The 15732-nt window shown below is 58.8% G+C and carries 10 protein-coding genes, 7 pseudogenes and 1 other annotated feature; of the genes and pseudogenes, 6 read left to right on the top strand and 11 right to left on the bottom strand.

What is annotated here, in order from left to right; all coding sequences use genetic code 11:
* Nucleotides 1-4: 4 nt before the first annotated feature.
* From ACSQ2Z_RS22285 to ACSQ2Z_RS22295, 3 genes are read right to left on the bottom strand one after another with little or no spacing between them, the layout of a single operon-like run.
* Nucleotides 5-931 (bottom strand): ABC transporter permease, encoded by a 927-nt coding sequence (locus ACSQ2Z_RS22285; protein WP_436083428.1) that lies wholly within the window; start codon nt 929-931, stop codon nt 5-7.
* A complete protein-coding gene (locus ACSQ2Z_RS22290; protein WP_436083429.1) occupies nt 931-2097 on the bottom strand; it encodes an ABC transporter permease in 1167 nt (388 codons plus the stop codon). The genes ACSQ2Z_RS22285 and ACSQ2Z_RS22290 overlap by 1 nt, the downstream gene beginning before the upstream one ends.
* Before the next feature lie 17 nt (nt 2098-2114).
* A complete protein-coding gene (locus tag ACSQ2Z_RS22295) occupies nt 2115-3245 on the bottom strand; it encodes a BMP family ABC transporter substrate-binding protein (protein WP_436083430.1) in 1131 nt (376 codons plus the stop codon).
* Nucleotides 3246-3305: 60 nt separating this feature from the next.
* Between ACSQ2Z_RS22295 and ACSQ2Z_RS22300 the strand changes: the two genes are divergently transcribed.
* Entirely contained in the window at nt 3306-3524 is a 219-nt protein-coding gene (locus ACSQ2Z_RS22300; protein ID WP_436083431.1) for a hypothetical protein, read from the top strand.
* 122 nt (nt 3525-3646) lie between these two features.
* Nucleotides 3647-4276, top strand: a complete 630-nt coding sequence (locus ACSQ2Z_RS22305) for a GntR family transcriptional regulator (RefSeq protein WP_436084127.1) — start codon at nt 3647-3649, stop codon at nt 4274-4276.
* A gap of 296 nt (nt 4277-4572) precedes the next feature.
* Here ACSQ2Z_RS22305 and ACSQ2Z_RS22310 read toward each other — a convergent pair.
* Nucleotides 4573-6049 (bottom strand): annotated as a pseudogene (locus ACSQ2Z_RS22310) (SulP family inorganic anion transporter).
* Nucleotides 6050-6117: 68 nt separating this feature from the next.
* Nucleotides 6118-6173, bottom strand: a sequence feature (sul1 is cis-regulatory element that is thought to sense ions involved in sulfur or methionine metabolism; They are found in Alphaproteobacteria).
* Nucleotides 6174-6663: 490 nt separating this feature from the next.
* On the opposite strand from ACSQ2Z_RS22310, the gene ACSQ2Z_RS22315 reads away from it, so the two are divergent.
* Nucleotides 6664-8391: a cation:proton antiporter domain-containing protein gene (locus ACSQ2Z_RS22315; protein ID WP_436083432.1), complete on the top strand. Its 1728-nt coding sequence runs from the start codon at nt 6664-6666 to the stop codon at nt 8389-8391.
* 528 nt (nt 8392-8919) lie between these two features.
* A pseudogene (locus ACSQ2Z_RS22320) lies at nt 8920-9000 on the top strand (arsenical resistance protein ArsH); the annotation flags it as partial.
* Nucleotides 9001-9497: 497 nt separating this feature from the next.
* Here ACSQ2Z_RS22320 and ACSQ2Z_RS22325 read toward each other — a convergent pair.
* The 3 pseudogenes from ACSQ2Z_RS22325 to ACSQ2Z_RS22335 all read right to left on the bottom strand — a co-directional run.
* Nucleotides 9498-9659: pseudogene (locus ACSQ2Z_RS22325) on the bottom strand (aldehyde dehydrogenase family protein); the annotation flags it as partial.
* Nucleotides 9660-10297: 638 nt separating this feature from the next.
* Nucleotides 10298-11103: pseudogene (locus ACSQ2Z_RS22330) on the bottom strand (D-amino acid dehydrogenase); the annotation flags it as partial.
* A gap of 31 nt (nt 11104-11134) precedes the next feature.
* A pseudogene (locus tag ACSQ2Z_RS22335) lies at nt 11135-11266 on the bottom strand (alanine racemase C-terminal domain-containing protein); the annotation flags it as partial.
* A 187-nt stretch (nt 11267-11453) separates the two neighbouring features.
* On the opposite strand from ACSQ2Z_RS22335, the pseudogene ACSQ2Z_RS22340 reads away from it, so the two are divergent.
* Nucleotides 11454-11622: pseudogene (locus ACSQ2Z_RS22340) on the top strand (sulfite exporter TauE/SafE family protein); the annotation flags it as partial.
* Between the two features lie 385 nt (nt 11623-12007).
* On the opposite strand, the pseudogene ACSQ2Z_RS22345 reads toward ACSQ2Z_RS22340, so the two are convergent.
* The 4 genes and pseudogenes from ACSQ2Z_RS22345 to ACSQ2Z_RS22360 all read right to left on the bottom strand — a co-directional run.
* A pseudogene (locus ACSQ2Z_RS22345) lies at nt 12008-12331 on the bottom strand (Fic family protein); the annotation flags it as partial.
* 433 nt (nt 12332-12764) lie between these two features.
* Entirely contained in the window at nt 12765-13241 is a 477-nt protein-coding gene (locus ACSQ2Z_RS22350) for an MgtC/SapB family protein (RefSeq protein ID WP_436083433.1), read from the bottom strand.
* Complete coding sequence (locus ACSQ2Z_RS22355) at nt 13213-13434, bottom strand: DUF1622 domain-containing protein (protein ID WP_436084128.1); 222 nt, start codon at nt 13432-13434, stop codon at nt 13213-13215. Before ACSQ2Z_RS22355 ends, ACSQ2Z_RS22350 begins: the two co-directional genes overlap by 29 nt.
* 10 nt (nt 13435-13444) lie before the next feature.
* Nucleotides 13445-14116: a protein-L-isoaspartate(D-aspartate) O-methyltransferase gene (locus tag ACSQ2Z_RS22360; RefSeq protein WP_436083434.1), complete on the bottom strand. Its 672-nt coding sequence runs from the start codon at nt 14114-14116 to the stop codon at nt 13445-13447.
* A 634-nt stretch (nt 14117-14750) separates the two neighbouring features.
* Here ACSQ2Z_RS22360 and ACSQ2Z_RS22365 point away from each other — a divergent pair.
* A complete protein-coding gene (locus tag ACSQ2Z_RS22365; protein ID WP_436083435.1) occupies nt 14751-15695 on the top strand; it encodes a complex I NDUFA9 subunit family protein in 945 nt (314 codons plus the stop codon).
* Nucleotides 15696-15732: the final 37 nt, after the last annotated feature.

Raw genomic sequence — 15732 nt, forward strand, 5'->3', positions numbered from 1 at the left:
TATCCTATTTCGTGATCGACAGGGCGCCGGGTGCGCCTGCGAGCGAGCGGGTGGGCGAGGAAGTGGCGACGAGGATGAGGAGGGTGAGGACGTAAGGGGCGGCATAGAAGAGGTAATAGCCCTGCGTGACGCCGACCGATTGCAGGGCGGGGCCTAGCGCACCGGCGCCGCCGAAGAGCAGGGCGGCCAGGAAGCAGCCGATCGGATTCCAGCGAGCGAAGATGACAAGTGCGACGGCCATCAGGCCCTGGCCCGACGAGATGCCTTCGTTCCAGGAGCCGGGATAGAACAGGGAGAGGTAGGCACCGCCGACCGCTGCGAGCGAGCCGCCGACGGCGGTTGCAAGCAAGCGTACTGTATCCGGATTGAGACCCATGGCGCGGGCGGCGTCGGAGCTGTCGCCGACGACACGCAGGATGAGGCCAACGCGCGTGTTCTTGAAGGCCCACCAGAGCACTACCGATAAGAGCGCACCGATGATAAAGAGCACGTTTATGTTCAACGCCGACTGGATCTGCGGCAGATCCGACCAGCTGCCGAGCGGAATGGATGGGAGATGCGGCGCGACGGGCTGGATGAAGGATTTGCCGAGGAAGAAAGCGAGGCCGAGGCCGAACTGCATCATGGCGATGCCGATGGCGATGTCGTTGACCTTCGGGAACTTGCAGATAAAGCCATGGATAAGGCCGAAGACGGCCCCGGTCGCCATGGCAGCAAGGACGCCAAGCCAGGGCGAATTGCTCATGACGGCGATGGCGTAAGCCGTCATGGCGCCGAAGACCAGCGTGCCTTCGAGGCCGAGATTGATGCGGCCGGAGCGCTCGGTGATCGATTCCCCGAGGCTGACGAAGATGAAGGGTGTCGAGACGCGGATGGCGCCTGCGAAGATGGCGAGCGGGACGCCCCAGATGCCGATGCCGGCTTCGACCATCACGCGATCCTTTCTGAGAGGTTGGGCCTTCCTGAGAGGCTGGGGCTTTTCCAGAGGTCGGGATTGAAGATCTTGAGGCGGCCGTAGAAGGTCTCGCAGAAAAGGATCACGACAAAGAGCGTGCCCTGAAGCACGAGCACCGTCGCGTCCGGCAGTCCCATGCGACGCTGGATCAGCCCGCCCGAGGCGTCGATGCCGCCGAGAAGGATGGCGACGGGGATGATCGCCAGCGGATTGTGCCGGGCGAGGAAGGCAACGAGGATGCCGGTGTAGCCGTAGCCGGCGGCGATCGAGGCATTGGCGGACCCTTGCACGGCTGCGACCTCGACCATTCCCGCCAATCCGGCGAAGCTCCCTGCAAACGCGGTAAACCCGACGATCAGCCGTCCCACAGGCAGGCCTTGAATCTGGGCGGCGCGGACATTGCCGCCGGCGATGCGGGCGGCAAAGCCGAAGCTCGTTGCCTCGATCAGGGTATAGGAAATGATGCAGGCGGTGATGCCGATGACGAGACCCCAGTTGACATCCATGCCGGGGATATTGCCGAGCATATATTCAGCCGGAAGCGGCGCGGTCGAGGGCTTGTTGAGGCTGGCCGGATCGCGCAGCGCCCCCTCGATCAGATGGTTCATCAGCGCAATGGCGATATAGGCGAGAAGCAGCGAGGCGATGGTTTCGTTGACGCCGCGATAGTGCCGCAAGAGGCCGGCAAGGCCGATCCAGATGCCGCCGGCGATCATCCCGGCGATGGCCATCAGCGGAAGGACGACGATCGGCGAGACGGACGCCGTCAGCGGCAGGGCGATGGCGGCTGCGGCGACACCGCCGAGTACCACCGCCCCTTCGCCCCCGATGATGACCAGGCCGAGCCGGGCGGGCAGGGCGACGCAGAGCGCCGTAAGCAGCAGCGGGGCCGCACGGCTGAGGCTGTTCTGGATGGAAAACCCGCTGCCGAAGCCGCCGGTATACATCAGCTTGAAAAGGTCGGCCGGCGATTTGCCGACCACCAGTATGAATATGGAGAAGAGCGCCAGGCCGGCAAGGATCGCGCCGAGCGAGATCGCCACCGGTTCGGCCCGTCGCGCCAGCCATTCAAGCAGAGGCCTGAGGCTGTGCGCATCGGTGGACAAAGGAGAAAGCGTTGGTGTGTTCACCTCGATCGTCATGGCGCTCTTCCTTTCGCTCAGGACGTCGAGCCGACGACGCCCTCGACGAGATAGGCCATGCTTTCCAGCTCGATCGCGTCCTCGGCGAAGGCCTGGCCGGCGGTGACGGCATCGCCGCCCTTGTTGTCCTTGATCGGTCCCTTGAAGACGGAGAAACTGCCGGCCATCATTTCGGCAAGCGTCGCGTCGAACTTTTTGCGGGCTTCCTCCGAGACGCCAGGTCCCAGCGGGCTCATCTTGACGAAGCCGTCCTTCAGGCCGCCGCGGACGAAGTTGCCGAGCGGGGTGCCTGCCTGGGCCTCGGTTACGAATTTCGTGTAGACGTTGCCCCAGGCCCATTCGGCGCCGGTCAGATATTTCTCAGGAGCAAGCGGGCTCTGGTTGGCATGGTAGCCACAGACGAAGGCACCGCGTCCGGCAGCCGTCTCGGCGACCACCTTCGGGCTGTCGACATGGCAGGTGATGACGTCGGCACCCTGGTCGATCAACGCGTTGGTGGCCTCGGCTTCCTTGACGGCCAGCGACCATTCGCCGGTGAAGATGACCTGGCAGGTGATGGCCGGATCGACCGAGCGGGCACCGAGCAGGAAGGAATTGATGTTCTGCAGAACCTGCGGGATGGGTTTTGCGGCGACGAAGCCGATCTTCTTGCTCTTGGAGGCATAGCCGGCGGCAATACCGTTCAGATATTGCCCCTGGCCGATATAGCCGAAATAGGAACCCGTGTTCATCGGGTTGGTGGCCTCCTTCCAGAGACCGCCGCAATGGCGGAACTGCACGTCGGGATATTTCTTGGCCATTTCCAGCATGTGGGGATCGAAGTAGCCGAAGGAGGTCGGGAAGACGAGGCTGGCGCCGTCGAGGTTGATCATCGATTCCATCGTCTTCTGGACGTCGACGGTCTCCGGCACGTTTTCCTCTTCAACGACGGTGACGCCGGACATCGCCTTGATGACGGCGGCGCCTTCGGCATGAGCCTGGTTGTAGCCGTAGTCGTCCTTGGGGCCGACATAGATGAAGCCGACGGTCAACGCAGCCTGGGCGGCGGCAGGCGTCGAAAAGAGCGAAGGCACAAAGCCGATGGCGGCGGCGCCCGAGACGGTTGTTTGCAGGAAGCTGCGGCGATTCATGGGAAGGAGTTTGGTCATGGCAGGCTCCTTGCGGCGTGGGTAGCCGGGGTTCGAAAAGGTCACAGGAAACTGTATGCAATGGGTGTGCCAATCGGTAATATACTGTTCTCAAAGGATTTCGCCGACTGCCTGAAATTCGCTCAGCGTAAACTGTATGCAATTTTACAAGCTGCTGATTTATTTTTAAGCAGAGAAGAAAATTTTACCAGAAATGTGAATCCTGAGTGTCGTTCAATGGGCCAACAGTTGAGAGCAGAATCTATATGCAGTAATAATAATGTAAAATCATGTAGTTGAAGTGCGTATTGACAATGACGGTCACGCATTGCATCTGTATACAGTGTAATTTCAACCAGATTCGACCCGTGAAGCTCGCCAGAAAAAAAGAAGTCATTCGGTCCGGAACAACCGTCGAGCAGATGGTTCGGGCGATTGCCGATCTGATCATCACCGGCGCCATGCAGCCTGGCGAGCGGCTGGACGAGATTTCGCTGGCCAATCGCTTCGAAGTGTCGCGCACACCTGTGCGCGAGGCTCTCGGTCAACTTTGCGCCATCGGTCTTGTCGAGCGTGAACCCAACAAGAGCGCCGTCGTCACCAATGTGTCACAGCAGCACCTCGCTTCGATGTTCGAGGCGATGGCGGAACTCGAGGGGATCTGCGCGCGCCTGTCGGCGGAGCGCATGACTGTGGACGAACGCAGAATGCTGGAGTCCGAACACAAGGCATCGGCACGACTTGTCCATCGCGGCGCGGAAGACGAGTATGAGGCCCACAATACAGAGTTCCATACACGTCTTTACCGAGGCGCGCACAATGACCACGTGTTCGAACTGGTGACGCAAACCCGCGCCCGCCTTGCCCCGTTTCGCCGCGCTCAATTCCGGCTTCCCGGTCGCCTTTTGCGGTCCTATGAAGAGCACGACGCCATCGTCCTGGCAGTCTTGCGGGCAGATGCAGTTAATGCAAGTCGCGCGGCCTACGCACATGTTGCCACCGTTAGTGACGCCAGTATTGTTTTTGCACGCGATGCGGACTCTGCCAGTTGATGATCACCTAATTTTGCATAGGTGGAGATGGCTATTGTGATTTCATCATAAAGTACTGCCGGAGAGATCTCGCCTCAGTCCAACACAACAAGGGTCCAAACGATTTCACAGAGCGATTAGTCGAATTAGCACTTCAGATTGTGTAGGCCTGCGGTTTGAATGCATTCAAGGCGACCATCATGAGGGCCGCTGGCACCCAAACGGACATCAACTTGAAAATAGGAGGGCTACGGCAGCACTCGCGCTCTTCGCGGCCCTGGTGGCGAAAATCTGACTTTGGCAGCCGCCGATTTGAGTCAAGCCTCTTTCAGTTTCATCGACCCGTCGAGGCTACCGATGAGCGTCGAACTTGCCTGGTTCAGTCCCACCACATCCACGGGAATACTGTGCGCCTGGAACCGCTGCGCCACCCGGTCGAGGGCCGCGACGGCGGTGATGTCCCAGAAGTGCGCTTGCGACACATCGACAAGGACCCTCATGCCGCTCGCGTCCTGAATCTCGAACGCCTCGATGAAGATGTCTGCCGATGCGAAGAAGACTTGGCCCGAGACACGATATCTCAAACGACCAGCAGCAGCGTCGGTCTCGATTTCCACCTGCAGCAGGTGGGCAATCTTGAACGTGAAGAACACACCGCTCAGGAGGAGACCCACCGTAACACCCAGTGCCATGTTGGTGCTGAACACCGTGACGAGAACGGTTGCAATCATGACGGCGCTCGACATCTTGGGATGGATGACCACCGTCCGCAATGACGACAAGCCGAACGTGTCGATCGACCACCATCACCATGAATGGCCACCAGTGCCGCCACGGGAACCTGAAAAACCCACGGCTTGAGCAAGACCATCAGAACCAGCAGGAAGGCACCAGCGAACAGGGTGGAGAGACGACCGTGTCCGCCGTACTTCACGTTGCCGACAGTTTGGCCGATCATGCCGCAGCCGGCGATCCCGCCGAACAGGCTCGCCGCAGCGTTGGCGATGCCGAGGCCCGTGCACTCCCTGTTCTTCGAACTCGGCGTGTCGGTGAGGTCGTCAACGACGCTGGCCGTCATCATGGATTCGAGCAAGCCGATCATGGCGATGGCGATGGCGAGTGCAGGTGCGGCGATGGTTGTCAGCGTTTCCCAAGTCAGCGGAACCGCTGGCCACCCGAAGATTGGAAGCGAGTCCGGCAGCTTCCCGAGATCGGCAATGGTCATGACCGGAAGCTGCAAGGCGATCGAAGCGACGATGAGAACGACAATGCAGATCAACGGCGACGGGATCGCCGTCATAATTCTTGGGACAAGGTAGATGACCGCCAGCCCGGCTGCCAGCAGGGCGTAGGCAATCCAGTCTCCGCCGATGATGATGTGCGGAAGTTGAGCCGCGAAGATCAGGATCGCGAGCGCGTTGACGAAACCTGTGCGACCGATTTTGAAACGAACCGCATGAGGACCCCAAGACGCAAGAGGCCGAACAGGATTTGGAAAACGCCCGCCAGCAAACCGGCGGCTAAGAGGTAAGATAGTCCGTGTGCGTGGATCAGGGGCGCCGCAACAAGTGCGACCGATCCTGCGGCGGCAGAAATCATGGCGGGGCGTCCACCCGTGAAGGCGATGACGACGCCGATTATGAAGGATGCGAACAGGCCGACCTGAGGGTCGATCCCCGCAACGAAGGAAAAGGCGATGACCTCGGGGATCAGCGCAAACGTCGCGACTGCTCCGGCGAGCATTTCGCGTATGGGATTGGCGAACCAATCCCGACGGATGGATGAAAGTTGCATATAATGAATTCTCGCAAAGCATGGCGAACGCGCTCTGTGAGCGCGTATCTAAATGGCAGCAGGTTTTGCGTTATCTGGCGGATCGGCGGCCAGAAGAGCCACCCGGAGTTTCACTGGGTCCGTGATGAGTATTTCGTTTTTTTGCCGCAATGCAACTTGAATCGCCTGTCGTTGCTTAAGGGCCAGTGACGGTGCCATCTAATCGCAATGAGTGATACTGACAACAAACCCGTAGAGTACCAGCCGGGTATCATGGTGCCGGGCGGTTTCATCGGGAAAAAGCTCGAACCCGTGGTCCCCCCGACACCAACACCCGTTCATTCGCCCTTCCAGAGTGGACATGGCGACGACCACTACGCGCTCGATATCACCCGTGTTAGTTGCTTGGCAGGGAACCAGCCCACAACGAGCTTCCCGCTATCGTCCCGGCTGAAAGCTGACCTCATTGGCCTGGCACGAGGCTAACGACGTGCCGCCGCCCGCTTGGCTGCATTGGGGATCAGGCCTGCTGTGACCGATAATCGGTGCAGGCAAAAAATACAGCTTGCTCTCGTAATGCCGAATATCTCTATTGAAATAGTTCCCACACCTGAATTCCATACTATGGGGCGGCTTTGGCCAGTTCGATCAATCTGAGTATCTACAGTGACGTAATGGTGGTCCTTGCAACGGCCGGCGTGATCGTCCCCATGGTCAGTAGGTTAGGCGCGAATCCGATTGTCAGTTATCTCGTATTAGGTGCACTTTTGGGCCCCTTGGGCCTTGGTTCTGTTATGGACCAGATGCCGTTTGTCTACTGGATTACGATCGTCGAACCGAAGAACGTCGCCGGCATCGCCGAGTTCGGCGTTGTCTTTCTACTTTTTTTGATTGGGCTCCAACTGTCGCTGTCCCGGCTTCTGGCTTTGCGTCGGCTTGTTTTTGGCCTTGGAGGCCTGCAAGTCGTGATCACGGCGGCCACGCTGACATTCATGGCGGTCTCCTTCGGCGTGAATACACAGCAGGCATTGGTGGTCGGTTTAAGCTTGGCCCTTTCTTCGACCGCGACTGTGGTCGAATTGCTTTCTGCCACGCGGCGTATGTCAACGACCACGGGGCGCGCCACTTTCTCGGTACTTCTCGCTCAAGACCTAGCGGTAGTGCCGCTGCTGCTGCTCGTGGGGATCCTTGCTTCAGACACCAGCGCTAATGTTGCCGCCAATCTCGGAATGGCCTTGCTACAAGCCGCCGCCTCGCTCGGAATGATTGTTCTATTTGGCAGAGTCTTTCTGAGATCGCTATTCCATCTTGTGGGATCATTAGATTCTTCAGACGTTTTCTTGGCTGCCGTTTTGTTTATCGTCGTGGGTGCCGGCTTCGCGGCCGCAATATTTGGGCTGCCCATGGCATTGGGTGCTTTTGTCGCAGGAATACTCCTCTCGGAAACGGAATATCGCAAGGCTGTCGAGGCCATAGTCGAACCTTTCAAAGGCCTGCTTCTCGGTGTCTTCTTCTTCACCGTCGGCATGTCAATCGACATAATCGAATTCGTTAAGGCACCAGTCTTGATCATTTCACTGCTTTGCCTGTTGCTCCTAGTCAAGATCATCGTGCTGGCGCCGCTGGCTCGGCTATTCGGCATCGCCCTGCCAAAGGCGGTAGAGATGACGATGCTATTGGCTGCCGGTGGAGAATTCGCCTTCGTCGGCGTTGGAGCCGGTGTCGCCGCCGGTATCGTATCGCCTCATGTGTCCGGTTTGATTTTAACGACAGTGGCAATCAGCATGGCCCTAACGCCCCTCCTGGCCATGGCGGGTGAAAATTTAGCGAAAAAGATCTCCAAAACCGAGCATGGACCGGAGTTGGACGAAATACCTGATGTAATGACAGGACATGCTATTGTCATCGGTTACGGACGCGTCGGTACGGTGGTGGCAGGTATGCTGGAACGCCATGGACTGGCATACGTGACGGTTGACGTCGATCCGGCGCTGGTATCGCGTGAAAGGCGCAAGGGCAACGCCGTGTTTTTTGGCGATGCTGTTAATAGCGGCTTCCTAAGGACGTGTGGCCTTTCGGAAGCCAGTGCGCTCATTGTTACGATTAATGATGATCATGCTACGGACCGGTTGATCGAAATTGTACGGGCAGCAAGATCCGACCTGCCAATCGTTGCCCGCGCCAGAGATGCTACCCATGCCCGTCATCTTTACGCTATGGGCGTAACGGATGCTGTGCCGGAAACAATTGAGGCGAGTCTCCAATTGTCGGAAGCAACTCTGATCAGCATGGGCATTCCGATGGGTAAGGTTGTTGCCAGCATCCATGAGCGGCGGGATGAGTTCCGGCAGGAGTTGCAATAAACGCCTGATTGTTTCCGCAGATAGCCAGGCCCAACAGATCGGCTGTCCGCAATGTTTCGCAGTCACGTAGCTAGCGTTTAATCGACAATCGTCCCCGACCGAAATCACTTCTCCAGCGCCGTCGGTCATCGGAGTGCGGCCGTCGGCGCACGGTATTTTCCCAGCACCACCATATATCCGAAGCGGCACCCTGGCGACGGTTGGCCACTTGCGGTGCAAGTCTGGAGATCACGCCCGGTGTGGCTTTTACTTCGCGATTTCAATTAAAGCCGTAAGCTGAAATTTCGGCGCGCAGTCTCGACCTTGCGGCTTCCCGCGGGGCAGGGGAAGGGGCGTCTCAAGGCCCGGATGCCTTGGTGAGACTGGCCCGGAATCGGTTGCGCTGGCGTTGGTACTCGCGGGTCATTTAAGCGCTGGCATGGCCAAGCTGGGGGACCGTTCGTCAAGGAGGACGGCGAAGCGGTTCTCGACGAACAGGGTCGGGGTATTGCTTGATCTTCCCGCTGCCAATCCACGCCACCTCCGCAAGCCGAGGAGGCCGGGTGGTTGCTCGAACACTTCGGGGCCGAGGTTCGCTTGTTCGATCCGTCCGGGCTGCCGTTGCCGGACCACAAGGTTCGAACAAAGATCGTAAGCCTTGTGAAGGCTCTCGCCGGCCAGCAGCGATAAGGCCTTCCGCAGATCCGTGTGATATTGCGGCATGAGGCGAGGAACTTGCGTTTCTCATTGTTCGCGCCCTCGGCGTAGATTCTTGCTGTGGCTCAGCGATCAGGCTTTTTGTCGCCTACGAATGGTAGTTGATACAGAATTCGGTGTTTGCATTGGTGGAACGACGTGAATATCGGCTCGAGGGTAATGTAGGCAAGCGCCGAGATCGGCCGTATCGCAGGCTGCGATGACCGGGTGAAGATCAGGTGCAAGCGCAAAGATGCCTTCATCATTGTCGGCTACGAGATCTCTGGCTCGAGCATTTGGCGCAGAACGCGTAAGCGTTTTTCCAGTCGGTACCCTCGGACGATCGATGACGCGGAGGATCGCGCAGGCCGAGGACGACGCGATCCGAATCGATGAATGACGGCACCGGTTGGGAGCAATCCCCCGGCCTATCAACCGCTGATCAGCTTCACCTCAAGGAAGTCCTCGAGGCCCCATTCGCCGCCCTCGCGGCCGTTGCCGGATTGTTTGTATCCACCGAATGGCGTGCCCGGCGCGCGCGCCGCACCATTAACCTGGATCATGCCGGCGCGAATGCGTCGCGATACGCGCTTTTAAGAAGCACGGATTCGACGTGTTGCTCCGCCTTAAAAAATGTCAAAAAAATACCGCCCGGGTGGGCGGCGATTTAAAAAGACGGAGGCAGGTCGGCAAAAAACATGACACCTGCTAAAACGCGATTTTTCTCGCAGCTCCATGCTTCGCTTTGGCCTTCCGGACGCAGCGCTTCATCAACGAGACAGGTAGCCCCCCGATCCCCTGACTTTCCCGAAAATCACCAATACGGTGCGTGACCATTTTCATGCAATATTCGCCACAACGGGCGCACACCTATTCCAACCTCCCTTGCTGCCGAGGAAACGGAATGAAGACGTCGATAAGGAATCTCGCCCAGAAATTTCTCGCCAGGTACAATGGGTTGGTGGATGGTCCACGCAGCGAGCCAGGAGACGCATCGCTCGATCTCGTTCAAGTACTTCAATTCCGGCCTCATCAGCTTCCCCCCTTTGTCACCGTTGTTCCGCCCGAGCCGGGCTTTACAGATCAAGCCGCAGCACACCCGTTGCTCGCGACCTACCGGCGTCAGACGCGCATTCTTATGGACGTTCATTCGGGGAGGTCCGCTGAAGATGGATTGGTTTCGCAACCCCAGCTTCTCAGTTCCTTTCCGAATGAAAACCCCAAAGCTCCCCGGCAGCTTGATGCCGTAGCGCTTGAGGAGCAGTGGCGAATAGCTGCCTAGTGCCACGACAACAGCATTGGCTGCGAGCCTTTCCCAGTTGGTCACGACACCCCGCACCCGGCCGGCCTCGACATCCAATCTGTTGACTTCAGTGCCCCAGGAGAAGCGAACGCCAAGCTGTTCGGCCTTCTTCGCGATGCATTGGTGAACTTGAAACAGTCGCCGGTTTCATCCTTCGGCGTCAGCAGACCGCCCGCAATCTTGTCGCGCACGTGAGCAAGCGCCGGCTCCGCCCGGACGCAGCCGTCGCGATCGAGAACCTCATACGGAACGCCGTCGGCGGCGAGCGCCTTGACGTCTTTGCCGGACGCGTCGAGTTGTGCTTGCGTGCGGAAGAGCTGCAGCGTGCCCTGCATCCGCTGGTCATATTCGATGCCCGTTTCGTTGCGCAGAGCGGCAAGCGAGGTCCGGCTATAGTCCGCGAGGCGGAGCATGCGGCTCTTGTTGATCGCATATCGCTCTGAAGTGCAGTTCGAGAGCATCTTTGCCAGCCAGCAGAGCATGGCTGCGTCCACCTTCGGCCGCAGGATCAGCGGCGCATGCTCCATGAACAGCCATTTCATCGCCTTCAGTGGAATGCCCGGCGCCGCCCAGGGCGAGCAGTAGCCGAAGGATACTTCGCCGGCATTCGCGAAGCTCGTTTCGAGCGCTGGGCCTTTCTGCCGGTCGATGACCGTTACCTCATGGCCCGCTTTCGCCAGTTGATAGGCGGAGGTGACGCCGACGATTCCGGCCCCAAGAACTAAAACTTTCATGATGTCCCCAATGATCGAGCCTCAATGGCTCCTAGCGGTATTGTCGGTGGTAGCGATCACCGAGATTGGTCAGGATTTCATAGGAGATGGTGCCTGCATCGCGGGCCACATCTTCGATCGTTTGATGTGGACCGAGCACCTCGACCAGACTTCCCAGAGTCAAAGTCCTTGTTGCTTTCGTAGCAGGGCAGATTCACAACACATGCAGGCATTGTTGTGCGGACTATTTCGATGGTTTGTTGCTTCTCTCCATCCACCGGCACGCCCGGAATGAGCCGCTGAATGACTGTTTGCTTTTCCATCGACGTACGCGTTTCAGATCAATAGGTTTGGCCGACTACATCGCTCAAATGATTCCAGGATGGCCGAACCCGATCATCGGCACGCTGGACGGCCTGATCGGCTTGGGCGGCGCTGAGTTCCGTCTTCCTCTGTTGATTGGCGTCTTCCGTTTTTGCGGCGCTAGAAGCGGTCATCATGAACAAGGCCATGAGCTTGGCCGTCGTGGCTTCGGCGTTGGTCGCACAGACAAGGTACCCGATGCAATGTCCACGGTCGCTTTGGCGAAGGCATTACTTGACCAAGGTTGCACGGCGGTCCTGGCCTCACCGTGACCCCGGGGTTCCCGCGTTACGTATCATTGGCTTCCAGCGTTTTTAGATTCGTGGACCCACGGAAGTTCGCTTGCGGAAGCGAACTTCCAGGCGAACAGAGCTGTTGCGAATGGTTTGGGCGGCGAACCGGCAAAATGTCTCGCGATGACTTTATACGGCGATCCCTTAAGGACATGCTTGCAATCCGCAGTCGGTCTCAGTTGAACTTACCGCTGATTGGAACCCTCCCGAATCGCCAAGTTTCGTGGGCGTGGGTATTGTTATTGCACCACGTCCGAGACCAGATGATTTTAGGCTGCCGTACTCGTCGACCAAGATGTGCGCTCCGCGATGAGCTCCGCGAACGGTTTGACGTTCATGTGGACGCTCGCCTGCTCAAGGCCAGCCAAATAAGTCGACCGATTCTCAACCCTAACCACTGTCCATGGAAACCCACCCGAGGCGAACATGACGTTCATTAGGAAGCGCGCCATCCGTCCGTTGCCGTCAGGATAGGGATGAACATAGCCTACCAGCCAGTGGCCAAGCACTGCCCTAACTGCTGGTTCGCTTTCGTTCTCCAGTAGGTCGAATAGGGCCTCCATTCCATCCGGAACCGCTTCGGAACGCGGTGGTACATGCCATGATCCGCGGAGATATACAGGGTGAGGAGTAACGCTGTACCCTTCGTCACGGGGTCACATCGGCGATCTCCTCGTCTTGGTAGGAATATTTGACGTCGGACGTCGAGGCATTTGGCGCGCGTCAAAGGCGCCGGTGAAGAGTGAGGATGACCAATGCCCAACGCAAACAAGAAGCATGCCGGTGCAGGTTGACCTGCTCGACATAAACCTGAACGGAGAAACTCCTCCCGCCCCATATGTCGCGAGGAGACGTTCCAGATCGCATTTTGAGCCTGCCGTTTTTAGCGGATCTGCGGTGCCCTTCAAGCGAGGGATGAACAATCGCCTCCTGGCTGACCCATGGGCCAGAGCGTCCCCGGTTGGGCGATACCGGTCGCTCGACCATCCCTCTTCCGGGGCCGGAACGCGCGACCCAAGCGGACTGTTAGTCCTTCTTACTGGAATCACCCTTTAGTTCCGCCGGCTCCTGCTTCCTCTCCCTGACCTCGTCTGGAAAACTGTCGGCAATGAAAAGCACGGCCGCCGTCACGATGCCGACGACGATCCCCAGGCCCCAATAGGAGGTCCCGATCGCAAGGCCGAGTGCACCGGTGATCCAGACCGCTGCCGCTGCTTTGATTCCCCTTACGTCGAAGCCGCTCCTGAAGATGACGGCGCCGCCGAGAAAGCCGATGCCGGAGAGAAAACCCTGAAGGGTGCGGCTGAGAGAACTCGGATCAGTCTCAGCGAGGTGGCGACCAAGCAGCATATAGGTTGTCGACCCGATCGCGATCAGCACCATGCCGGCGATGCCGATCGCCTTGTGATGTACGCGGCGCTCGAAGCCAATGGCAGCGCCGAGCACGGCTGCGGCACATAGCCTAAGTAGGATCTCAAGCGCTTCGGCCGGCAGTTCGGTCATGCGCAGCACCCCTTTTATCCTTCCTGCCGTCCTGCCACGGCCAGCAACCCTCGATCTCGACAGTGAGCGAGACGCTGAGAAAGGTTCTAATCAGAACGATGAATGCGAGGACCAGGACATTTTCCAGCGTCGGCTCCACAGCGACGGTGCCGACAATGTCGGCGGCGACAAGAAGCTCGAGGCCAAGAAGTATCGCCCGTCCATTAGGCCGCCTCGAGCTGGCTGAACCGAACCGAGATCAGTTGCCGCGCCTCGAGCTGTCCTGCCGCATCCTTGTCGATGACAGTCAGCAACTGCACTTCGGATCCCACAGGCAGAACCAGGCGTCCCCGAGGCTTGAGCTGCTCAAGCAAAGCCGGCGGCGGCTCCTCAGCCGCCGCGGTGACCAAGATTTTGTCGAATGGCGCGTGCTCAGGCCAGCCGCGCGATCCGTCGCCGATACGAATGCCGACATTTGATATGCCGAGGGCCTGCAGGAGAGCTTCGGCATGGTTTGCGAATTCCTCGATGATTTCGACGCTCCAAACCTGGCCGGCGAGTTCAGCGAGGATCGCGGTTTGATAGCCTAGTCCGGTGCCGATTTCGAGCACTGCCTCATGCGGTTGGGGATCGAGGAGATCGGTCATGAGAGCGACGATGAAGGGCTGCGAGACGGTTTTATCGAAGCCGATCGGCAGTGGCATGTCCTGGTAGGCAAAGGGCGCGGCCGGGGCCGGCACGAAGAGATGCCGGGGCACCCGCAGCATCGCTGCCATCACCCGTTCATTGAGCACCGCCTTGCCGAGTTCTTCGCTTTCAAGGTCGGCATAGATTGCAATCACCTCGACCATGTGCCTACGCAAAACAGCGAGATGCTCTTCGTTCATTGGCTTCATGCGGGCGGCCTTTCCTCGCCATTGTCATCAGCGGCCATAAGATTGCCTTTCGATAGAGGTGAGTTTGTCCACAACATAGATGGTCGGCATGGACTGGACGTCGGCAACTGTTTGCAATCGTTCGCATGGTTCGTACCTCATCGTTGGCTCTCACCATTTTAGAATACTCTGTAAGAGCTATGGCGCTTAGAGACCTCGACAAGTGTCGGTATGGGGAGAAGCTTGCTGCGAGTTGCTTTGTAAGTGGCATTTCTGTCTGATTACATCGATCGAGCGGCGTTGGCGTCGGCGCTGGTCTCAGGAGAAGGCGGCGGCTCATACCGGAGCATTTCGGAGATCGCGCGATCAGCTGGCATCCATGTGCGCCAACTTCGCGCCCGCGACAGACCCGGAGCCGACCTTCATCAATTCGGCCTATTTGGGGAGGTTCGCGGAACGGATGCCAGTTGGAAACGTTTCCTCAAATCGGCCGTGGAATGGCACGCTGCCGTAAGGTTCGGTAGCCACCGAGGATTCGCGCAACCAGAAGCACTCATTCCGCCGAGCGGATCAAGCGCCTGATGCGGGTATTCCGATAACCGGAGAACGCGACTGACGACGCGCGCCGCTAGTCAGGAGAACGTCAGAGAGCACGATGACTAACCAACATGGTCGAAATGATTTAGCTGACAAGAACATTGTGACGGTGTTCGGCGGAACAGGCTTCGTTGGGTGTCGGATCGTGAGCAGGCTTCTGGATAAGGGTATCAATGTACGTGCCGTCTCGCGTCATCCGCGCAAGAACAAGTTGGACAACAGGGCCGATCAGAGGCCATTTCAGCAGATCGAGGCGGACATACTGGATCCATCCTCGATCGCCGCTGCCGTGGCTGGATCTCGCGCTGTTGTGAATGCGGTCAGCCTTTATGTTGAGCGCGGTAAGGAGACCTTTGAGCGTGTCCATGTAGAAGGCGCGGCCGCTCTGGCGACCGCTTCGCGGGATGCCGGCGTCGAGAGGTTCGTCCAGATTTCGGGCATTGGATCGGATTCGAAGTCCCGTTCGAATTACATCCGGGCTCGGGGCTGCGGTGAGGACGTGGTAAAGGCGGCATTTCCAGGCGCGGTGATCGTCCGTCCCGCTGTCATGGCGGGCCCCGACGACGCGTTCATCACAACGATCGTGAGGCTGGTACGCCTCCTCCCGATCTACCCGCTGTTCGGCGAAGGGGGCACTCGGCTGCAACCCGTTCATGTCGAGGACGTGGCCGAAGCCGTGAGCCGCTTGGCCTCGGGGCAGAATACCACGAATGCATTGATCTTCGAGTGCGCCGGTCCGCGCATTTATTCGTATCGGGAACTCGTCCGGGAGGTCGCCACTCAACTCAAGGCGCGAGTCAGGCTGGTGCCCGTGCCCTTCGCGGTATGGAGCCTATTGGCGACTGCTGCGGAGTTTCTTCCCGCGGTGTCGCTCACGCGCAACCAAGTCGATCTCATGCGTCGTGACAATGTCGCGGCAAGCGATCTGCCGGGCCTGGAAGAACTGGGCATCCAACCCCGCGGCATCGAGGAAGTCGTCCACATGATCGCGCACGAGGCTTGAGCTGGAACCTACGACGGAACCTATCGCTGTTCGCGAC

The organism is Pararhizobium sp. LjRoot235 (genome assembly GCF_964254145.1).
Lineage (GTDB): Bacteria > Pseudomonadota > Alphaproteobacteria > Rhizobiales > Rhizobiaceae > Pararhizobium.